Annotated in this window: 13 protein-coding genes; 5 read left to right on the forward strand and 8 right to left on the reverse strand. The window is 40.8% G+C overall.

The annotated features are described in order from the left end of the window. Positions 1 to 24 precede the first annotated feature (24 nt). On the reverse strand, positions 25 to 1,128 hold the full coding sequence (locus tag KEM09_RS05895; RefSeq protein ID WP_212226700.1) for a universal stress protein: 1,104 nt from the start codon (positions 1,126 to 1,128) through the stop codon (positions 25 to 27). A 94-nt stretch (positions 1,129 to 1,222) separates the two neighbouring features. Then, the gene (locus tag KEM09_RS05900) at positions 1,223 to 3,433 is read right to left on the reverse strand and encodes a RelA/SpoT family protein (RefSeq protein ID WP_212226702.1); all 2,211 of its coding nucleotides are present in this window, start codon (positions 3,431 to 3,433) and stop codon (positions 1,223 to 1,225) included. 310 nt (positions 3,434 to 3,743) lie between these two features. Between KEM09_RS05900 and KEM09_RS05905 the strand changes: the two genes are divergently transcribed. From KEM09_RS05905 to rplS, 4 genes are all read left to right on the forward strand, one after another. Then, on the forward strand, positions 3,744 to 4,031 hold the full coding sequence (locus tag KEM09_RS05905) for a YtxH domain-containing protein (RefSeq protein ID WP_212226704.1): 288 nt from the start codon (positions 3,744 to 3,746) through the stop codon (positions 4,029 to 4,031). 69 nt (positions 4,032 to 4,100) lie between these two features. Beyond that, the gene (locus tag KEM09_RS05910; protein WP_212226713.1) at positions 4,101 to 4,472 is read left to right on the forward strand and encodes a phage holin family protein; all 372 of its coding nucleotides are present in this window, start codon (positions 4,101 to 4,103) and stop codon (positions 4,470 to 4,472) included. Continuing rightward, the gene (locus KEM09_RS05915; RefSeq protein WP_212226715.1) at positions 4,459 to 4,734 is read left to right on the forward strand and encodes a hypothetical protein; all 276 of its coding nucleotides are present in this window, start codon (positions 4,459 to 4,461) and stop codon (positions 4,732 to 4,734) included. The genes KEM09_RS05910 and KEM09_RS05915 overlap by 14 nt, the downstream gene beginning before the upstream one ends. 145 nt (positions 4,735 to 4,879) lie before the next feature. Continuing rightward, complete coding sequence (rplS, locus tag KEM09_RS05920; RefSeq protein ID WP_212226716.1) at positions 4,880 to 5,227, forward strand: 50S ribosomal protein L19; 348 nt, start codon at positions 4,880 to 4,882, stop codon at positions 5,225 to 5,227. 58 nt (positions 5,228 to 5,285) lie between these two features. On the opposite strand, the gene KEM09_RS05925 is transcribed toward rplS, so the two are convergent. Both KEM09_RS05925 and KEM09_RS05930 read right to left on the reverse strand, forming a co-directional pair. After that, positions 5,286 to 7,472 carry a glycosyltransferase gene (locus tag KEM09_RS05925; RefSeq protein WP_212226718.1) on the reverse strand — a complete coding sequence of 729 codons (2,187 nt, stop codon included), beginning with the start codon at positions 7,470 to 7,472 and terminating at the stop codon, positions 5,286 to 5,288. A 198-nt stretch (positions 7,473 to 7,670) separates the two neighbouring features. Further along, positions 7,671 to 10,115: an AsmA family protein gene (locus KEM09_RS05930; RefSeq protein ID WP_212226719.1), complete on the reverse strand. Its 2,445-nt coding sequence runs from the start codon at positions 10,113 to 10,115 to the stop codon at positions 7,671 to 7,673. Between the two features lie 191 nt (positions 10,116 to 10,306). Between KEM09_RS05930 and KEM09_RS05935 the strand changes: the two genes are divergently transcribed. After that, the gene (locus KEM09_RS05935) at positions 10,307 to 11,887 is read left to right on the forward strand and encodes a dipeptidase (RefSeq protein ID WP_212226720.1); all 1,581 of its coding nucleotides are present in this window, start codon (positions 10,307 to 10,309) and stop codon (positions 11,885 to 11,887) included. Positions 11,888 to 12,001: 114 nt separating this feature from the next. Here KEM09_RS05935 and KEM09_RS05940 read toward each other — a convergent pair whose 3' ends face one another. From KEM09_RS05940 to KEM09_RS05955, 4 genes are all read right to left on the reverse strand, one after another. Then, positions 12,002 to 15,541, reverse strand: a complete 3,540-nt coding sequence (locus KEM09_RS05940; protein ID WP_212226724.1) for a glycoside hydrolase family 38 N-terminal domain-containing protein — start codon at positions 15,539 to 15,541, stop codon at positions 12,002 to 12,004. Between the two features lie 50 nt (positions 15,542 to 15,591). After that, entirely contained in the window at positions 15,592 to 16,587 is a 996-nt protein-coding gene (locus KEM09_RS05945; RefSeq protein WP_212226726.1) for a LacI family DNA-binding transcriptional regulator, read from the reverse strand. A gap of 479 nt (positions 16,588 to 17,066) precedes the next feature. Beyond that, positions 17,067 to 18,581: a BACON domain-containing protein gene (locus tag KEM09_RS05950; protein WP_212226728.1), complete on the reverse strand. Its 1,515-nt coding sequence runs from the start codon at positions 18,579 to 18,581 to the stop codon at positions 17,067 to 17,069. 86 nt (positions 18,582 to 18,667) lie between these two features. Beyond that, complete coding sequence (locus KEM09_RS05955) at positions 18,668 to 21,940, reverse strand: TonB-dependent receptor (RefSeq protein ID WP_212226730.1); 3,273 nt, start codon at positions 21,938 to 21,940, stop codon at positions 18,668 to 18,670. Between the last annotated feature and the right edge of the window lie 169 nt (positions 21,941 to 22,109).

Here is a 22,109-nt window from a genome sequence, read left to right on the forward strand (position 1 = left end):
ATTGGTTTGCCTAAAATTAGAAAATTAATCGTTAAAAACTAATAATGGTGTGGTAGAATGGAACAGCATCTTCTTAGCAAGGTTGGGATTGATAATACGACTGATTAGATTTCTACGCCTGCGAGTGAATGATAACATATCAATATGATTATCCCTCACATAGCTCTCTATTCCAACGAACAGGTCTTCGTGCTCAATTAAATCACACTTCACCAGATTCTCATCATAATTTGCTTTAATGTGTTCTCTGAGACCGGCCATCCGCACTTCATCCCATTGCGAATGCTCTTTTGAACTCACATGCCCACACGTAACCATCATTTTTAACGGGCGAACCAATTGCTCCAGTTTTTCTAGTGATCTGAAATCAGCTTCCTGAAAGTCGGTGGCGTATAGAATATTCTTAAGGGCGCCTAAACCTGTATATTCAAAATCTTCGGGTATAGCTAATACCGGGACTTTAGCTGTTTCCATCACCTCAGCTGTAACACTACCAATCAGATCGGCTGCTTTACGGTCGGCACCACGTGTACCCATTATAATAACCAACGGCCGGTACACCTTGCTATACTTCACAATTTCATCTTCGGCAATGCCTTTTACCAGTTCCATCTTTAATGAAACAGGTTTTTCCAGTTGTTCATTTTTTTGGTTCAGGTAGGCTTTCATTTCCTCCATACCTTCACGGGCTTTTTCCTCCAGTTCCATGACCATTTCCTCGGTATTCACCTCATAGGCAAAGGTATCTGAAAATGGCATTGTACTGATAATGGGATTAAAATAAGTATGAAACACTGTTAACTCTGCATTTAGCTCTTGCGCCCAATCTAAAGCGAATTCAGCTGCTTTGCGTGAGTAATCGGAGAAGTCGATCGGCAACAGGATACGAGGAGGTATACTTTCAACCTCCACAGGTTCCATTTCTTCCAACATCATTCCCTCTAATACAGGCATTGCCCTTTCTAATGAGAATTCTGATATTCTAACTTTAACGCCTGTGGAAACTGCTCCCTGAATTAAGTTGGTATTTTCCAGGAAACTTTCAATCCCTTCGGCTTCAAGCAATGTTTTAAGTATATGCGCCCGTTCAAAGGATAATACGGCTAAAGTGATGATTTTTTCTTCCATGGCGTAATCGTTTAGAAGGTCAGTTACTTTTTCAAAAAAGTTAACTTAAAAAAAGAAAATAATCAACTCAATTAACCTTAAAAACCCTTTATTTTTAGGCGCCTACACGGGATACTGTATAGACCCCTTTAATGTTTTTAATTTTCTTAATCAAAGTGGTCAGACTATTGGTATTATCAACAAAAACAGTGAGTGTTCCTTCAAAAATACCTTCATGCGAATCAATTGCCATGGAACGAATTTTAATTTTCATTTCCTTAGAGATAACCTGAGAAATATTGGTAACAATTCCAATATCATCAACACCGGTTATTTTGAGCGTTGCCTGGTAATTTGCATCCGAACCGCTGGTCCATTGCGCCTTAACAATACGATATCCAAACTTAGTGTGCATATCAAGTGCATTAGGGCATGTTCGACGATGAATTTTTATACCTCCCATTGATGCCACAAAACCAAAAATATCGTCCCCGAAGATAGGATTACAACACTTGGCCAGCTTATAATCTACATTCGTAAGGCTTTTGTCAATCATCAACACATCATCATCGGGCAAATCTTCTTTACCAGCCACAAAGTTTTCAGCACTGCGTTCTTTGTCGGACTCCGTTCCTTCTTCCTCTTTCTTCTCCAGGTTAATGATAAACTCCTTAATGCGCGAAAAATCGATTTTATCAATGGCTATTGAACGCATAAAATCCTGAACAGTCTTATAGCCAAACCCTTTAACCATTTGATTAAGTAGCTGGTCAGTTAGTTCATATTTCCAATTCTTTAGCCTTCTTATTAACATCTCACGACCAAGCTCTGCTTCTTTGTACTCAATATCACGCAGTGCCTGTTTAAGCTTCGACTTAGCCTTGGAAGTTACCACAATATTGAGCCAGTCTTTTTTGGGTGCCTGGTTGTTGGCCGTTTGAATATCTACATGATCGCCATTTTGAAGTTGGTACTTAATGGGTACATTCTTATTATTCACGCGGCCACCAATGCATTTCTTCCCTACTTCGGAGTGGATTTCAAAAGCAAAATCCAAAACAGTAGCACCTTTCTTTAGGCGTCGAAGATCTCCTTTAGGCGTAAAAACAAATACTTCCTCATCGTATAAATCCAGCTTAAAGTCATCAATGAAGTCAACTGCATTAAGCTCAGGATTTTCAAGGATTTCACGCACATTTGACAACCACTCATCCATGCCCTTCTCTCCTTTGTGTCCTTTATACTTCCAGTGAGCAGCCAGGCCTTTTTCGGCGACTTCATTCATGCGTTCCGTCCGTATCTGCACTTCCACCCACTTGTTCTCGGGCCCTAATACAGTTGTATGCAATGATTCATAGCCATTTGACTTTGGAACAGATATCCAATCGCGCAAACGGCTTGGATTAGGCTGATACTTATCAGTGACTACCGAATAGACCTGCCAGCACTCTGCCTTTTCCTTTTCCAACTCACTGTCCAGAATTACCCGTATAGCAAAAAGGTCATATACATTTTCAAATTCGGTATTTTGTTTCTTGATTTTATTATAGATGGAATGAATCGTCTTTGTACGCCCCTTTATTTCAAATTTCAATCCTTGTTTTTTAAGTTGTTTCTCGAGTGGCTCGATAAACTCACGGATGTACTTATCACGCGCTCGCTTGGTTTCATTAAGCTTTTTGGCAATAAAAGAGTACATCTCACGGTTAGTAAACTTCATCACCAAATCCTCCATTTCGGACTTGATGTTGTACAAGCCTAAACGATGAGCCATAGGTGCATATAAATAAGCAACCTCGCTGCTGATACGCTGTTGATCATCGGCACTGTACAAAGCCAACTGACGCATTGTTCTTAATCGATTAGCAATTATGAGCAAGACAACACGTATATCTTCGGCAAATGTTAACAGCAGCTTTCTGAAATTATCATTTTCAATGGAGGTATTTTTATTGTATAACTCGCCAACCTTAACCAAGCCACGGGTTATCAGAGCCACTTGTTTCCCAAAGGTGCTCTCAACCTCGTCACTCGTGACAGCACCATTCAGCACAGCATCGTATAAAAGCGCTCCAATAACGGCAATACGGCTTAAACCAAGCTCATTAACAACAACAAGAGCTACTTCAATCGCTTCAACCACCTTAAGTTCTCCACCTTCGTTACGCGCTACACCGGCATCATGAGTAGCTGTAATATTCAGAGCTTTACGAATCAAGCCAATATCGTCCTTTTCCATCATTGGCTTACACGCCACCAATAGGCGCTTATAAGCCAGTCGTAATTCTTCTCTTTCTTCCGTTTCTATTGCACTATTTAAAGCCATTAATAACTCTCTTTTAATATCTTATATTACCTTACCTCAATCACAACACAAGGTTAGCCATCCGGCGTAATCTCAATATAACCAAAATACTCGGCTTTATTTTTTACAAATTATACCTGTATTATAAACATGCTTGTAAAGTTATAACTTTATCACAAAATGAATTTACAGAAAGTAAACAGATAATAATAAAAGCCGATGATTTATCATTATCTTTCCACGAACGTATGGATTTGGTACATTAAATAAATTGACAACTTAAATAAGCTTTTGTACCTTATAAACTTTAATAACCTTAAAATTATAGGCCATGAAGTATACTGGATTATTTTTAGGAGGTTTAATTACCGGAGCAGCTCTGGGGGCCTCATTAGCTTTACTTTACGCGCCACAAACTGGCAAAGAAACTAGGGATCAGGTTAAAGCTAAAATTAAGGAAATGGAAACCGAATTACAGCAACTTCGCGAAAAGGTGAAAGTAAAAGGTGGCGAGCTTAAAGAAGAGATGAAAGTTAAGATGAATGAAATTGAGAAAAAGATTGAAAATCTCATCAATGAGTACAAAAAGAATCTTGAACCAAGCCATGGAGCCAACTAGCTCTGAAAAATCTATTTCAACCTAATATCCCGGAAAGTTACTTTTCGGGGTATTTTATTAACACACATCATGAAGGAACATCTATCTGAAGAAATTAATGAAGTTAAAGATGAGTTTGAAGAATATGTTAACGCTCGTTTAGATTTAGCCAAACTTCATACCGCTGAAAACCTATCTCGTTTTTTTTCGGGCATGCTCATTAAAATGGGATTGTTTTATTTATTCTTTTTCGTTTTGTTGTTTATATCACTGGCAGTAGCTTTCTGGCTCAATGATTTGTTTGAGGGCAAAGGAGTTGGATTTTTTATAGTTGCTGGCTTTTATCTGCTTATAGCCCTTTTATTTTATGCTATGCGCAAGGTACTTATTCAACGACCTATCATCCAGTCATTTGTTCAACTATTTTTCCCTAAATACACGCAATACGATGAATCTAAGTAGAAATTCCTATAATCACATCAAGTCCTTTGAAGACTTTGAGAGCGAAAAGATGAAGCTCTATTACCAGATAAGGCTATCTGAAAAAAAGTTAGAATTGCGGTATATTGAGCTGGTATCATTCTTAAACCCAATGAGACTGGTTCCCTTTCTGGTAAGTAGTTGGTTGACACCCCTGGCGGTATCGTTCAGAGATTTGATAGTTGGCTTCTTCACCCGCAGTTCGCAGTCAACAAACAATCCTGAACAAACAGAAAAAGAGTAATAACAACCCTAAAAAAGCGCGCTAAGTTTTTTATTTTAAAGATAGAAACACTATTTTTGCAGCCGATTTCACGTAATCTCTTACTGAACGAGGGAGTCATGTAATATTGCGTGAATAAAGTTTAATCCAATAAAATTTCCAAAAAATGGATTTAATTAAAGTAGCCGAAGCCGCTTTTGAAGGCGGAGTTGAGATGCCTGATTTCGGTCCTGGTGATAACATCGCAGTATCGTACAAAATTAAAGAGGGTAACAAAGAACGTATTCAGGTATTTAAAGGCGTAGTTATCCAAATCAAAGGTCAGGGAAACAACAAGCGTTTCACAGTTAGAAAAGTATCTAACAACGTAGGTGTTGAGCGTATCTTCCCATTCAATTCACCTTTTATCGAGAAAGTTGAACTATTACGTCAAGGTAAAGTTCGTCGTGCTAAGTTGTACTATTTACGTGGTCTTCGTGGTAAAAAAGCTCGTATCAAAGAGAAAAGAAGCTAAGCCATTATATAATGGTGATAAGAAGCCTGACTTGTTTAAGTCAGGCTTTTTTTTATTTCTACTCAGCAAAAAGTTGAGCATAATACAACTCACATAAAGCATAGTGCGACAACCAGTAAGCACTGGTAGCTTCAAGTGTCATTTGAGGGTTAATACTTCTACCAGACAAAGAACTGTAACATCCGCCAGTTTGGGAATCATACAAACATTTACCAATTGTATTATCACCCAGGTACCATGAATGCACTTGCCATGCTTTTCTTAAGCAACGTGCATCATCAGCAATCACAAACAGCTTGGCAAAAGCTTTGACCATCCAAACACCTTCAATAGCATTCTGATCTGCTGACGCTTTAGCCTTTGCCTCTCCTTTTGCGACACCTGCCACCTTCGGAATAAACCTGTCTTCGGCCAAAACCATCTTCTCTACAAAGCGCAAAGCCCTTTTGGCTAGAGTCAATAAGGCTTCATCATGCAAGAGCTCATAAGCACACAATAACGCATAAGGCACAAGCCCCAACTGCGAACCCAACTCATCGGCATGCCATTGCCAGTTTTGAATTTTGTCGGCTGGGAAAAGCCCTTGGAGGTGTGCACTCCACTTTTTGAGCAGATCCTCAAACTCCTGATGTCCATGTTCTGTATTAAGCACTTTAGTTAGTCCAATAACGCCTAATGCCAATGCATTAGCTCCATTAAGTTCAACTCGCTGAGAAATATCGAGGAACAGACCATAGGCCATATCCTTAATGCCAGCATCCACATCGGAAGCATACAATACACCCAATGAACTAATTGTCTGCCCCAGAGCTAATCCAGAGCATTGATGCTTTAATTCACCTGCATAACTATTCGATGTGCTAGCAGTTTTAGTATCATTTAGCACGAGTTGAATAAATGATAAGCATTTCTTAATTCCTTGTAGATAAATATCATCGGAAACAGACATGTAAGCATTCGTAAATACTTCAAGAGCCAAAGCATTTGACCTCAAACAATAGCCCCCTCCTAGATCGGCGACTCCATACAAGGTCTGCTTAAGGTAACCCAGATTATTCTCCAGTGATTGAATATGTTGTAAATTAAGTTCTGGGAGATAAGCCAACTCAAATGCACTCTTAATTGGTTCAACAGGCCTTCCTTTAACCGTATAAATAAGCTCCAAGAGTTTTTTAGTGACCAAATCACTCGTATGTTGAGCACCATATAGCGTTGCATTTTCGCGATAGCGTTGCACCTCATTTTTATTACGAAGCATGGCCATCAGCTCCGATGACAGTTCTGTGGCCGACCTGAATGAGAAAAAGTTACCCTTTTGCTCATCTAATAGTTCACTAGCAAACCAGGTAGGTGTGGATAAAATGGCGGCACCACTGTTAACAGCCATGCTCAAATAAATATCTTCAAGAAGTTTTTCTTCGATACACGCAGAAACATACACATCAGCACTATGCATCAATCGTTCCATATTATTACCAACAGAGTGCCAATCAATAATCTTTACGGATGACAACACGCCTCTTTGCATGGCTAATCGCATCAGCGATTTAATATATTCGTCAGTCAGCCTGCCTGAGGTACTGGCATTAACAATTAACAATTTAGTACCATGATTGCTTTTTTGCACTACTGGTAAGGCGTTAATGATGGTCTCAAAACCCGATGAGGCAGTCATTTCACCACAAGCCAATATGAGTTTTGAACAATCTGCTTCAATTAATTCTGTCCTTTCTTCGGGCATCATGGGTGTAAAAGCTGTTATGCCAATAGAATGCCGTAACAACTTATCCCTGTTTATTTTATAGTAATGCTCCAGAAACTCAACGCCCAGTTGGCTAAAGGTAAGTATACGCTCTGAGCGCTTAGCCAGGAAACCCATAATTGCCTTCTCTTGTCTGCACGGCTCATTTTCAACCTTATGCACAATTGTTACCAGCGGCACCTTCAGCTGACTTACAAGATTCAGTATATTGACACCTCCATTTCCTCCAAAAGCCGCAGAGGCATATTGCAATAAGCACACATCAAAGCGTGTATTAATTAACTCTGCTGCCAATTGATAATCAGACAAACAATGCTTATCAAAAATTAAAAGGCTGCTATCGGATAAACCATTTGAAAAAGTAATGGTTTCAATTGTTAAATTATCATTACCAAGCTGCCCAACGGCAGCAGAAAGCTGTGCTGTATGAAGAGCTAATCGAGGGTTGTTGTCAACCACCGGAGCCAGTACGACTACTTTCATCCAAAGAGTATTAGTTTTCCTGAAAAGTTACTTCTGTCACTTAAAGTAAATGCATAGTCACTTAAAACGAAAATAGATTCCATTAATGCACCAAAACCAAAGGTTAATGCACTTATTTATGAGATATCAGCTTTTTGCCACCAGTAAAAACCTATCATCTGCCTCTTCGATTCTCCCACATACAACTATCCGAAGGGCTTAAAAGCCTTTGAGAAGGTTCTTGAGCAGGTTTTCACCTTCCTTCTTCAAATCCTTTTCGATCTGCTTTTTGGCTTTATCAAGACCAAAGCTCAATTGAGGCTCTTGTACAGTTCCTTTTACGAGTACATCCACGATAAGGTCATCACCCGATGTTGGCAGTGAAAATCCAAATGAACCGGCCATTTTAGCCACTTCCTTGCGGCTTACCGGCATTGTTATTTTGTAATCAATTGATTGATCAAGTCCTTGCACTCCTTGCACTTCAACCATTTTGCCTCCCACTTTTGTCTTGAATGGCTTTACAATAACGTTCCCTTTATCCAGGATAAAGTTGATATTGAGGTCTTCGGCACGCATCGTGCGATAGCTCTCATTGTTTAAGGTTGATGCCAAAGAATTTTGAATCTTAGAACCCGAAACTTCTACCTTTTGTGAACGCAACCAACCGCCACCATTCACAGTGGCCATCACAGGCTTTGCATTCCTGCTCAATAAACTGTTGTATTTAAATTTAGGTGACACCTTACCAACGGTATTTTTGGCGAGCGGCAATAATGAATCAACCACACTAAAAGAATTAGCAGCCATGTTTAAATCCAAATCGGCTCCTTCGAAGGCGAAATCCACAAAAGGTTTCTGCATATCAGCCGTATTATATTCGCCTGTCATCGCAAGCGAGCCATCCAGTAAACGCATTTTTAATCCATCGAGCTTAACAACGCCATTGCGAACGGTAATTTTACCATTGGCCCGGTAAATATCAAGTTTATCATACACCAGCTGCTCCACCTGCGATTGAAATACAAAATCAAGGTTCTTGGGTACCTCTACCACTTCCGTTTCTCCTGCCTCAGAAGCAGATTCATCTTCGCTGCCGGCCATTTTTAACAACTCGTTGGTATTGATAAGTTTTGAGTAATGAGTTAGTGAGCCTTTTAGGGTACCATCCTTTAAGGCATACGCCAGGTAATTATCTAATGAGCCCTTAAGATTAAAATCACTTTTTCCAATACGACAATCAAATGATTCGAGCCTGACAGAGCGTGGATTAACACTCATTACCGACTGCTTAATAAACACCGGTAAAGACATATCTGCACCCTGATATGAGAAATTATTTAGCGCCAGTTCACCACGGGCATTAATCTGCTCATAATTCTCAGATTCGATCATTGCATAATCGCCGGCAATGGCAAAATCTGTTTCAATCAGACCTTTTATTTCGAAACTATCGAGCGGAATGGCATTGGCTAAGGAATTCAAGTCGATTCGACCAACTACGCGGCTATCAAACTGAGGATTAGAAATTGGATTACGCACCTTAAAAGAGGCATCAAATGGATTTTGGGCTATTTCGAAATGAAACTGTTTCAACTCTGTCTCGGTTAAATCAGCACTGCCTCCCACATTCTTAACCAGTAAGGCCACATTAATATTATCAATCGATTCTGGTAAATCCGGATATTGTATCATACCATTTTCAACTCCTAAATCTAAAGTAAAAGCCGGCAGATGCTCTTCATCAATGTAATCACCTTTCACAACCATATCTACGTGCATAGTACCTTGTGTTTGGAGCCCTTCAAAATCCTTTAAAAATTCCTCAGGAACCAGTGCTAAGAGTGATTTAAAATCAGTTTTCGTTGTGCCCATTTTCAGGTCGAGCCCATACCCTTTTTCCTTGACTGCCACCGAACCATCTAGTTTTAGTACCAAACCATTAACTGAAAGTTCATTCTCGAGGAAAGAAAATATCATATTTTCTAAATCGGCACCAATACCTGCTTTTAACCCAAGGGATGCCTTATTCACATATTTAATACCATCGTAATCAAACATCAGCTGAGCAATATCACTTTGGATTTCGAGGTTGGTTTGCTGCGCCGACATATCACCAGATAAAGACAGGTTAAAGCCTTTAATCTCCGACTGCATATTAGCAGTTTGATCAACATAACGGATATTGGCATTCTCAATCACAAAGGACTGTAACACCACTTTAAAGGCAGAGGCTTCGCTTTCTTCTTCCTCCATCACTACTTCTTCTGAGCCTTTTGCTATATCCCAGTTAGCTGTTGAATCAGCCAGAACCAGTGCATTCACAAGCACATTTGATAGCAGCACCGATTTTACTTCAATCTCGCCGGCCAATGCCCCAAATAATCCTACTTTTCCCGAAAATTTATCCAGATACACCAAAGTATCCTTTTCAAACGGTACGTTGCCAACAACCGATAAACCATCAATACCGATAGTGATATTCGGAAAGTTTTTAATCAACGACAATGAGAAGTCGGTATAATCCACTCTGGCATTTACATTCGTATTAATCTGCTCCTTTACCAGTTTTTCGATTTTCCCCTTGAATAATGCAGGCAAAACCATCATCAATACGATTAAACCCAAAATAATTCCGCCCGTTATTTTTAAAACCTTCTTCATATTCTAATATCATTAAGTTGATGTGATACAAACAAAGTTAAAAAAACCTCTTGAAGTACAGTTATTGGTTGAGGCCGAACGATGCTATAATAGTAGAGAACTCTTCTGCAGACATGAATAAAACGTACCATTTCAATATGCAGGCTCATTCATTTTTATATTTTTGTAAAACCTCAAAAACGAATGTACCAATGAAAATAACTATTTCTCTTACCCTGCTGTTGACTCTGGTTGCACAGGGATTGAACGCACAGATAAAAGCCGATTGGGAAGGCGGTGTACCCGAAGGATGTACCACCATTACAGTAGGAAAAAATGCCACTTTTGATGGATCGGTGATGACCTCACATACTGACGACAGCCACCGGACACGCTCATGGATGAATATTGTACCTGAACAAAAGCACGGCCGAAGAGACATGGTTACCATGTATAGCCGCGAAAAAGATGATAGCCGTAAAATGCCTGCATACAAGCATACACCGGTGGGTGAAATTCCCCAGGTACGAAAAACGTATGGCTATATCAATTCTGCTTACCCCTGCATGAACACCAAGCAACTGGCCATTGGCGAATCGACCTTTGGAGGCCGGGAGTCTTTGGTTTCGGGAAAAGGCCTGATTGATTGTCAGCGTCTGATTCAGCTGATGCTGGAGCGCTGCACCACGGCCCGCGAAGCCATTAAGATGGCCGGTGATTTAACCAAGAAGTACGGCTACCGTGACTGGGGCGAATGTCTAACCATAGCTGACAAAAAGGAAGTATGGCATTTTGAAATCGTTGGTCCGGGTAAAGATAAGGTAGGCGCCATGTGGGTAGCTCAGCGAGTTCCTGACAACCATGTAAGCGTTAATGCCAACGCAGCCCGCATACTGGAAGTTGATACGACAGATACCAAAAACTTTATGTATTCAGACAACCTGTTTGACATGGCTAAAGACAGTGCCTGGTGGAACCCATTAGAGGAGCCTTTCCGCTTTGCCTATGCCTATGCGCCCGAAAGCCGTGAATCAATGGCCAGCCGGCGACGCGAATGGCGAATACTTAGTATGGTAGCTCCTTCATTAGAATTGGACCCGGAGGCCATGGACTACCCATTCTCAGTTGAGCCAGAGCAAAAGGTGACACTGCATAAGATGATTGAACTATTTAAAGATTATTACGAAGGTACGCCTTACGATATGGTTGGACATTTGAAAAAAGTGACGGAAGATGGCGACACCATTCCTCACCCTTATGCCAATCCGTTTATGCCATACGACAAGTACGACCTGCATAACATTGAAGGAGGTTGGGGAAAGCTGGGCGAGCGCACCATTGCACGCTGGTACACCATGTACGGTACCATTACACAAAGCAGAGACTGGCTACCTGATGAAATTGGAGGATTAGTATGGATGGCACAGGATAATATAGCTACCTCTGTATATATTCCAATTTACTGCAGCGTAACCGACCTTCCTGAATCATACAAAGCTCCCGGACGTAACGGTTTCAATCGTAACTCGGCCTGGTGGGCCTTTAACCGCATGAGCACACTGGCTGCCTTGCGCTGGAACGATGCCCGCCACGATGTGGATAAGGTACTGCTTCCTCTTCAGGAAGAGATATTTGCCAAACAGCGTGAAACAGAATTAGCAGCCATGAGCATGGGCACTAAACAGACCATTGCGCATTTAACACGCTACACCATCGACTGGGGTAATAAGGTAGTGAATACTGCCTGGCAAATTGGCGATGACCTGTGGACCAAATACGATGAGAAGTTTTAGAAATTAAACTATTAGACAATAGACATAAGAACTAAGATTAGGATATTAATCAGTAAAAACAAAGGCTGCTTCGGATGAGGCAGCCTTTGTTGTATACTTTAATAGAATAATTGATTAGTCAAATGACAAACGAATAGTTTCAATTTCGTAATTCTTCAACGGTAACTCAACATCCCTGTCCTTTGACTGCAGACTTCCAGTTTTCTCTTCAATCAGGTTGGTTTTAGAAGCATTAGCAATGGATTTCATACCCGTTAAAACCACTGGCTGACTAGACTGGCCTGTTTTATACAGTCTGATAACGATATCATCATTATCTTCGGCCTTTTTGATGGCAGAGATTACCACATCCGGATCCGACACCTTCAATAGTGACAATGACTCTGGTAAATTACCTTTTTTACTTCTTTCGGGGTTTACCACAACCAATAAGGGTGTGTTATTAGCAATACCATTTCGGTTCATCTCCGCCAAATCAGGTTTAGATGTTGATAAGGAAAAGTGGAAATGATGATTACCCGTTTGCGGGTAAGGATTTCCCTCCCAGTGGCAGCTATGGCGCGATGCAAAAAGAATAGGCTGGATAGTCAATTTGCCTGGTTGTTTGACATCCAGATAGTCGGCTGCCACCACCGACGATGAAACTGATAATGCCAGTTCATCATTGTAGGCACCTATCCAGTTCATTATACCTCGCGGATGAATATCTTCACAAGGTGTGCTATATATTAATCCACCCGCTTCGCCACCTGCCGGCCCCTGCATCTCGTCCTGGCCAACACGTAAAATTCCATAAGGTACCTCGTAGGCAACCTGCCTGAATGCTTCTGCCAAAGGAAATGCCATTCTGAACTCACGGAACATCTCACCATCCCAGTTCACGATATCCGCATCAAAATCTATTCGCGGTAACTCTTTATACACTTTCACCGTCAGCTGAGCCACAGCATGCTTAAGTGGCTGTCGTAATTCCCACTGGGCATAAACCTTTCCATTAGCCGTCAGTTGCCACTGTGGCTTATGAGCACTTAGCTGCTCAAAGCCTTCCAATGTGGGTTGCTGTACCTGCACAAATTCGCCTGCTCCGTTTCCCTCTGATTGCAATGAGAAAATATCACCTGCCAGAAATTCGCTGGTATCAAATAACTCTTTACCTGTCACTTTATCGGTAACACTGCTCAGTCCGCCACGGCCCATTTCAATATTGTAGAAAGCGGTTTCCAATGTGTTCAATTCCTTTTTATCAGTAACTGGCGGTAAGGTGTTAGATGCTACAGCATAATAGGAGGCATAGCCATGTGCCGGCACATGGGCAATAAATTCCACTTTTACTTTTTGAACATGGCCCTGTTCATCGGTATTGTACTCAACTATTTGGAACGGGATGCTGTTGCCATCACTATCGGTCAGGTTTAGACCACTAACAGCCAGTTCGTGCAGATTGAGGTCGGCCTCCACTGGTGTCTGACGCTCCCAGCTCAAACTATTAAACAGAACGATGGGCACTCCCTTTTTCCTGAATTTAATCCGGCCAGCCACATTATTGATGGCTTCATCAGCAATGGCATTGGCCAGGTGAAGGGCTTTCTGATAGCTTGCTTCGAAAATAGCATCGGTGATATCACCATTTTTACCGCCCCATCCGTGGTCAGGATAAATCTTCGCTTTCCAGGCCTCATTCAGCTTCTCGCCGGGGTAATTGGCAAAGGAACCTTTTGTAACAGCATCCAGTACTGCAAACTGCTCGGCATTTACCATCATCTGATCGCCCTCCCGACTTGCTTTTATAGCTTTCTGATGCGATGGACCATGAATATACAGCCACAATGCAGGACGCTCTCCCTTAATAACATTCAATGATTCCGTATTATTCGCGATTCGCTCCATAAACTGCGCTGTGCTGGTCAGCTCAATGGCAGGCAGCTGAATGGGCTTTATCCGTCCGTCAGCACCTTCAATATACTTAATGGCGGCCCATTGCTCCATCAGCTGTGAGTAATCCTTAGCAGGACTCATATCATAATCCGATAAAATAGGCATTACCGCTTCATTGGCATTTACATCATTGTAGCCATCTTTCCAGAATAACACAGCATCGGCAATATAAGCCGCAGCATCAAAAAAGTTGCGATTAATACCATTATAATCCAGACTATAATGGCCTGATGAATAAGCCCTCACCATTGAGCCATCGGGTGATGCCCAACCATAAACACCTTTTGCCTGACGACTTATTACCAGATTAGGCACACCAGCTTTAAGCATTAATTGCGGCATTTGCATGGTTCTGCCAGGCACATCCACATTCCAATAGGTATCTGCTGAATAGCCCTGCAACTCATCCTGCAGCCATTTCTTACCAAAATAGAACTGACGCGCCAGTGATTCACCCGAATACATCTCCTCATACGGTTGAATGTAGGTAGCGCCAACTGTTATTTTACCTTGCTTCAGTAATTTTAATATATCACCCTTTCTGTCAGGATGCCGCATCAAATATTCTTCAATCATCAAGGCATCTTCAATATCAAAGCTGTAGTTCTCGGCAGCCAGTCCATCCTGCACCAGAGGTGATAAAAGCATCGTATCACGCTCAACAATGCACTTCTCTACATCGTCCATCCAGGCTATGTCTTGATGACTGGAATTCATTAGGCAAATCGTTCCCGTAGCCAGTTTTGACTCCGATAATTCAATTAGCTTATCCACCATCTTAGGCTGATAGACGCTTTGGGCCATTATTTTAATGATACCAGGCTCATTAATAATATCGATGTGCTTCATCAGTCCTTTTTGCCCTGCTATATAATAGCTTTCATTGTTCTGATGAAGTACACCTCCAAATACTGCTTGACTATTCATTTCCAATTGCCAAGATGAATATGTTGCAACTTGTTTCTGTACTGACCAGGTTGCCTCTCCCTTATTATTAAGCTTTTGGTCAAAAACATCGCCATCCAGAGTTAGCCTGACCATTATAGCAGCCATTTCCTTACCAGCCTTCACACTAATTTGATCGCTTTTCAAATGGATGGCAACACTGTTCTCACGTGATGCTTTATTGTATAAATACTTACAAATCTCCTGTTCGCGATACACCTGAATCCATTCATTAGTGCCCTTCCCATCCCCGGCTATCTTAAATTCAACAGGCTCACCAGCCTTCACCCAGCTGGCCGGAATACGAGCATGCAAATAACCATGCGTATCCCCATGGCGGTCGGACGAAACATGGTAATAACTCAAATAAGACTGACTCTCTCCATCTACCTGCCAGCTCTTCGCATTGCCCTGAGTAAAACTAAAGCGCTTTAGTTTATTGATATAAAAAAAGAAGGCAGGCGTTTGCTCAGCAGCATCCAGACTGACAAGCCATAGAAAATCAATGTACTTACTATGTAGCTTATCAGGCACAGGTGCTGACTGCCATTCGATAGGCTCTGTATTAGATCTGCATAGTAAAGATGGGGTGGTGGCGTCCAGCAAAGAATGGTACTGAAACAGACCTTTTTCATGGTGGGTCTGATAACCTTCAATAAAAGTATCTGCACGTTTACCCAACTCTGATAATGCTGCATTATCAGTCACAGATTGTGCCAAGCCTCCGGTCAGGACCATCAGGCACAATAAGTATGAAATGATTCGCTTTTTCATGTAATTAGATTTATATTTCAATAATTATATTTAGCTATAGTAGTTATATATCAAGTATTTCGAATGACTAATTTCGGCTCCAGAATTATTTCGCCTGATGACTGCAGACCGCCCTCTTTCAATTGTTCAAAAACCAACTTTAAGCAGTTCTCGGCAATTCGCGCAACAGGTTGATGAACCACTGTAATGCCCGGGGTAAATACACTGAATGCCTGATGATCACCGAAACTCACTACATTCACATCATCTGGACAATGAAAGCCCTTACTCGTCATACACTTAATCCCCTCTAAAGCCAGGTAATGTGTTTCAAAAAGTAAGGCATCAACACCGTTTTGAAGCAACTGACTAACCACACCTTCACATTCTGCCTGATAATTCTCATAATGCACCGTTCGAAAAAAATCTGGCGATGAAGTGGCCTTCATCCAGTCATTGTAGGCCAACTGTCGTTCCTTGATGGCATCCAATTGTAACTCCAGACCAATATAGCCAATGTTTGTTCGGCTCTTTGACTGAAGATGATAAATCAGTTTGTTTATCCCCCTGTAATTATCAACTATCACATGAGGCAATAGTGAATTAGGATAATGACGATCAAACAACACAACAGGAATACCACTATTATAAATACGTTCAATATACGCTTGTTTCTTCTGCGTTGTGGCCACTATCAGTGCATCAACCTGGCGATTTAAAAAGGTATTGATCAGTGCTTCTTCCCGTTCTGAGTTTTCCCGGGTGCTGCCCATCAACAATTGATACTCGGTATTGGCCAACTGTTGCTCCAATTGAAATGCGATGTTGCTGTAAAAACTATCCGCAATATTAGGCACAACCAATCCTATGGTCATAGTTCTCCCCTTTGTAAGGCTGCGAGCTGAAAAATTGGGTCTATAATTATATTCGGCAGCTACTCTAAGAATACGTTGCTGTGTATCCTTATTAATTTTGTACCTATCTCCTTTTCCATTAAGCACTAAGGAAGCCGTAGTTTTTGATACCTTGGCTTTTCCGGCCAGTTCTTCCAATGAAATATTTTGCATACTAAACCGCTTTAGTTGCAAGTGTATTAATTGCAAATTACAACTCAAAGTAATAATTCAAAAAATAAAGTGGCTAAAACATTTGTAGAAGGATGTGGACATTTTGCCTCCCTGCAAAGGTCATATATGTGTAAAAACAAAGGCCACCTCTAATGAAGCAGCCTCATGAATAAGTTCTTTGTCTTATTACTGAATAATGACTTTTCTATTGATTAAGTTTCCTTCAATATTAATTCATAAAAAGTAGATACCTTGCTTCAGATGACTCACCTAAAGGGGTGTTTTCGTATGACTGATTACAGCTTCCGTTTTGGAAACAACTACCTTACCTGTCATATCAACCAGATTTATCTGGATCATATGGTTATAATCAATGTATATAAACTCAATAAGACAAAGTCAAGACTATATGCGCGGTACATAAAAAAATAAACCGCAATCGAGCTGACTGCGGTTTATTAATATTTATAGAATATTCTCTAGTTAGCACTTACATGGCTGAAATAAATACCATTTCCAAGTTGGTCTTGCCCGTTGTAGCTACTCCTTATACCAATTATAGTTAGTTCATCACCAACCACAATACCTTTTGCTGCTAACAATCCTTTTCGGTCATCACCGCTTGCACCCCAGCCAGGGTAACAGCCATACACATATATCTCACTAACGCCATCATTTAAATATAAATTACCATATGTATCATTAGTAATTTGTGTTATATCACCGCTTACCATATAGTAAGTGTCGTTGGACTCTTCTTTCGCCAGAAATTCCGTAATTGTAACCGGAGTAACAGGAATAACACTTTCCAATACGGCACCAACCATTTGTGGATTTCCTTGATACTCGCCACGCTTTCCAACTAGAGTGATAATATCACCTACCTTCAAACCTTTATCTCCGAAATCTTCAATACCATAAACGTAGGTTTCCCCAGAGAAATCCTGCAAGTATAAATTGCCATAGGTAGTATTGGCAATATCTGTAATAACTCCTTCCAATCGATATTGTGTATTGCCCACTTCGGCTGCAAGAAACTCTGCTACTGTAGCATTTACAATGGCTCCTTTTTGGCTAAGCGTTGTTTCAGCAGTATAGTTTTTAGTGCCATCAGTAGTGCTGAATGTAAGAAGTGTTTCGCGATCTCCTCCTTCATTAGCTTCGGCTTTGAATGTGACAACACTATTGGTGCCGGCTGACTGGATGGATGAAATAGATAACCAAGACTTCGCATCTTCAGGAATTTCTACTGATACACCCTCTCCCTTGCAGGTTAAGTATGCAATAAATTCGCCTCCTTCTACAGGAAGCTCAGCGTTCTCAACCGAATCAACTTTCACAAGTGATTTATTGATTTCAATAACCGTTACATTCACCATTTGAGGATTACCCTTGTAAGACGACTTTGGCCCTTCAATCGTTACTTCATCTCCAACTTCAAGACCAAGGCTCAGAAAATTCTTTTCTCCACCCTTCTCGTCAAGCGTACCATATATGTAAACACTACCCGTTTCATCTTCTAAATACCAGTTTCCGTATAAGGTATTACTAATGCCAGTACAAACACCCGACACCCGGAAATTTTTCCCATCTGGAGCTTCAAGCACTTCAGCAACGGTTGCTAACGATATTTGTGGCAGGCCTTGAATAACATTAATTCTTTGCGTTTCTGCTTCAGTGAAGATTAACACCTCTGCAGTGCGACCATCTAAAGCCGATGAAGCGGAAAAGGTAATTTCTGATTCACCTTCACCTCCCGAGGTTGAAGAGATGGTTAACCATTCAACATCATCTTTATCGGTTGTAACTTTTTCTGCAGTCCAGCTATCCTTAGCCGTTACAGTAATAGATGTAGAACCTCCGTCCTGAGGAATAGCGACAAACGATGACGATACCCGAATTTCATCAAGCAAGGTCATTGTTTCTTCATCGTCACAACTTGTCATAAAGGCAAGGGCTGCGATGAATAGTGGAAAAAAATATTTTAGTTTCATCTGTATATATTTTAATTTTCTATGGTAACTCCTTGAACTCCTCCCGATTACTTCGAGACTCGTTTCATATTATCTATACTCTGTAATTAGTTAAAAACATACCTGATACCAATTAACGCATACCAAGTTTGCCCCAAAGTATAGCTTGGTGTGAATGTTTTAGTATCACCAGATATTGAAGAAGGTGTAGAGAATGTAGCTACCCCGTCTGCGTCAACTCCTTCGTATTTGAGAATACGGGCTTCTGAACCAATTTCAGGATTCAGGTTCTTAGCCACACCCCATTCTGAGTTAAACAGGTTCATCACATTTTTTATATCCATGCTAAGTTGCAGCTTGTGATCGTTATTACCAATTTTTAGCTTAAAATCATGCTTATAGCTAAAGTCTACACGATGTACCCAAGGAGAATATAGACTATAGGCTTCGGCATAGTCGCCTTGATTATCTTTCAAATAATCATTGGCATGCACATAGTCCATAAAACGTGTCTTATCGTCTTCAGAAACGAAACGGAAATCGCCATTTTCCACCTCTCTGTCGGTTGGAATATAAATTGCATCGTAGTTGTAGCCATCACCATTAATATCGTTTACCGTCATGTATGAGTAGCTTCTTCCACCTCGCCATCCTTCATAAATAAGACCGTAATGATTACCGCACTTGTCGTGCGCATTAAGAGAAAATATCAAACGATCGGGAGTGGTGTATTGAGAATTGTGTAGCTTAATGTTATTTGGCCCCTCAACTGTAGGAACATATGTAAATGCTGATTCAGCATTAGAACCCGGCATTCCGGTTAAATCTTTTGCCACTGTATGTGTATACGCGGCCATCATGCTCATCCATTCTGTAGGTCGGGCATTAATCGTGATGTTGGCAGACCAGCCATATCCCTTGCTGGTATTTTCCAACATGAATGCCGGTGTGTTAGTGCGGTAACCGTCGGGATAAATAGGACGATTGTCAACCCCGTTAAAACGAGCAAAACCACCTACATTTGGAATACTCCAGTCGGAAAGTGTAACGCCGTTAATTGTTTTATTGTAAATTCCCTCAACAGTTGCTGACAATGGGAAAGATGTATTGAATGCATAATCAACAGCCAGCGAGGTTTTCCATACTTGCGGCATTTTAAAACTCGGATTTACTGCAGAAATAGACGACGGTACTGTTCCATCCTCAGGTGAAATTGTCGTAGGATAACCTAAACTTACCAATTTATCATGCAATGCTCCAATTGTAGCTCTTCCATTAGCGTCGGTAACAAGGCCACCATCAAATACATCCATCGAGAATCCATTATTCGCAGCATTTCTTGCATTTATCTGTGCCTGGTATTGAACCATACCTCCATTGGTTGGCATATTGGTGAAGAACACAAGCGGTAAGTTACCTGCGAAAAGACCGGTACCTCCACGAACTTTCATGCTTTTATCGCCAAATGCATCCCAAACAAAACCAACACGGGGTGAAAATATAATATTTGCATCTGGCCACTTTCCAGTATCAATATGACGACCCGAGTAATCAAGATCTTTGATAGCTTGATTTGTTATCAAATCATCGTTGTTGAAAATAAGAGCTTCAAGGCGCATACCATACGAAAGTTTAAATCTTTCATTAACACTCCAATCGTCTTGTGCATAAATGCCGAATTTATTACTTCTTACACGAGCTGCCGGATTACTTTCTCCACCATAACCATAAGTTAAGTTTACAATCTCAGGTGTTGCACCATTTAAGAAATCATCAAGACTTGAGTAACGATAGTAGCCGGTACCGTTGCGCATATAAGCATTATCGGCCATTTTATACTCGTAAGCTATACCACCAAATATTTTATGATTCCCTAAATAAAAGGTCAACTCATCTTTAATATTCACTACATCATTGTGAACACCGTTGTTCCATGTAAAGAGTTCATAACCTAAAGAAAGGTAAGCCTGCCCGTCTTTCAGAATGTCGATAAAAGGGAATTGATCAGAATTTGTTCCGCGAATATCGTCGAGCTTAGAGTATGTTGCCAAAAATTGGTTAGAGATGTTATCCGATATACGACTATTTAAGTCAAAAGAGAATGAATGAACAAGGTTGTCCATCGAATACATCGAGTTGGCATATGACATTGAAGCCTGTGACATCCTCGCCTCAGACATACGAGTACCCCCGTCCATAGAAGATGCATTAGGCGATCGCCATGATTGATTCTTCGTATAGTTGTAACGCAATGCCAAACGGTGTTTGTTTGAAATGTTCCAATCGAGACGAGCAAGCAATTTTTTGTTGCTTTCATCTGCAGGGAAACTTGTGTAAGATCCTGTTTCATACCCATAGTTACTTCTCACAAAATCGGAAACCATCTGAAGATCGTTTTCTGTTGTGCGTGAGATATAATTGTCCGGATCAGCAATGCCATCGGTTGAAGCCCTCCAGCGATTCGCAACGGTTGGTGTTTTAGCTATTTCGCCGTTTACAAAAAAGAATAATTTGTTTTCGATAATCGGACCACCTAAAGTGAAACCATAGGTTGTATTGCGATCTTCTTCGCGCGCACCAGCAATTTGCAGACCGTGAACAGCATCCCCGCGCATGTTTTCATTTCTATGAAAAACATAAGCACTTCCTTTAAATTTATTGGTACCCGATTTTGTAATCGCATTTACACCACCACCAATAAAGTTAGTTTGTCGTACATCGTAAGGAGCAATCACAACTTGCAATTCATCAATTGCTTCAATAGAAATTGGATTTCCTCCACCAGGAAGAGCATCACTTAAACCAAAGTTATTGTTGAAATTAGCTCCATCCACTGTAAAGTTGGCCGTACGACCATCTGCGCCGGCAAAACTCATCCCATCGCCTCCATATGGCGAAAGACGGGTAATATCTATTACACTGCGACTTACTGTTGGCAGATTAACTATCTGATCGTTTGAGATATTGGTAACAGCTCCGGTTTTCTCATTGGAAAATTTAGTGCGAACTGCAGTAACTTGAATTTCATCTAATGATGTTGCTTCATCGGTAAGAACTACGTCCAATACATAATTCTCACCTAAACTCAATGTGATATTGTTTTTTACAAAGTCGCCATATCCAATAAACGTAACTTTTACCGTATAAGGACCACCTACACGCATACCGTTGAAATTGAATCGTCCTTCAGTGTTAGTAATGGTACCATAAGTTGTTCCTGAAGGTGTGTGCGTAGCAATTACCGTTGCACCGATTATAGTCCCTTCTGCATCAGTAACACGTCCTCCCATACTGGATGTAGTTACCTGTGCATGTGTTTGCATAATGAAAAATGCCAAAACCATAATCATACATGCAAATAATCTCAATACTTTTTTCATGATTGATTAAATTAGTCGTAAAATTAAAACGTATTTATTATTGTATTACATTCCTAAATATCAAGCCATTGAACACTCACCTCGCATTCAACTTATCCAAGACAAAGGTGCCAAAGTCGACCATTAGGTCGGTTTTCTCAACGTTAAAATTCTGTTAATTCTGTATAAA

Origin of the sequence: Carboxylicivirga mesophila, from assembly GCF_018271975.1 — a bacterium.
Classification (GTDB): Bacteria; Bacteroidota; Bacteroidia; order Bacteroidales; family Marinilabiliaceae; genus Carboxylicivirga; species Carboxylicivirga mesophila.

What these genes read in the sequence shown, in the direction of transcription:
- KEM09_RS05895 (WP_212226700.1), bottom strand. Translation starts at nt 1,128, where the DNA reads ATGGAAGAAAAAATCATCACTTTAGCCGTATTATCCTTTGAACGGGCG.
- KEM09_RS05900 (WP_212226702.1), bottom strand. Translation starts at nt 3,433, where the DNA reads ATGGCTTTAAATAGTGCAATAGAAACGGAAGAAAGAGAAGAATTACGA.
- KEM09_RS05905 (WP_212226704.1), top strand. Translation starts at nt 3,744, where the DNA reads ATGAAGTATACTGGATTATTTTTAGGAGGTTTAATTACCGGAGCAGCT.
- KEM09_RS05910 (WP_212226713.1), top strand. Translation starts at nt 4,101, where the DNA reads ATGAAGGAACATCTATCTGAAGAAATTAATGAAGTTAAAGATGAGTTT.
- KEM09_RS05915 (WP_212226715.1), top strand. Translation starts at nt 4,459, where the DNA reads ATGAATCTAAGTAGAAATTCCTATAATCACATCAAGTCCTTTGAAGAC.
- rplS (WP_212226716.1), top strand. Translation starts at nt 4,880, where the DNA reads ATGGATTTAATTAAAGTAGCCGAAGCCGCTTTTGAAGGCGGAGTTGAG.
- KEM09_RS05925 (WP_212226718.1), bottom strand. Translation starts at nt 7,472, where the DNA reads ATGAAAGTAGTCGTACTGGCTCCGGTGGTTGACAACAACCCTCGATTA.
- KEM09_RS05930 (WP_212226719.1), bottom strand. Translation starts at nt 10,115, where the DNA reads ATGAAGAAGGTTTTAAAAATAACGGGCGGAATTATTTTGGGTTTAATC.
- KEM09_RS05935 (WP_212226720.1), top strand. Translation starts at nt 10,307, where the DNA reads ATGAAAATAACTATTTCTCTTACCCTGCTGTTGACTCTGGTTGCACAG.
- KEM09_RS05940 (WP_212226724.1), bottom strand. Translation starts at nt 15,541, where the DNA reads ATGAAAAAGCGAATCATTTCATACTTATTGTGCCTGATGGTCCTGACC.
- KEM09_RS05945 (WP_212226726.1), bottom strand. Translation starts at nt 16,587, where the DNA reads ATGCAAAATATTTCATTGGAAGAACTGGCCGGAAAAGCCAAGGTATCA.
- KEM09_RS05950 (WP_212226728.1), bottom strand. Translation starts at nt 18,581, where the DNA reads ATGAAACTAAAATATTTTTTTCCACTATTCATCGCAGCCCTTGCCTTT.
- KEM09_RS05955 (WP_212226730.1), bottom strand. Translation starts at nt 21,940, where the DNA reads ATGAAAAAAGTATTGAGATTATTTGCATGTATGATTATGGTTTTGGCA.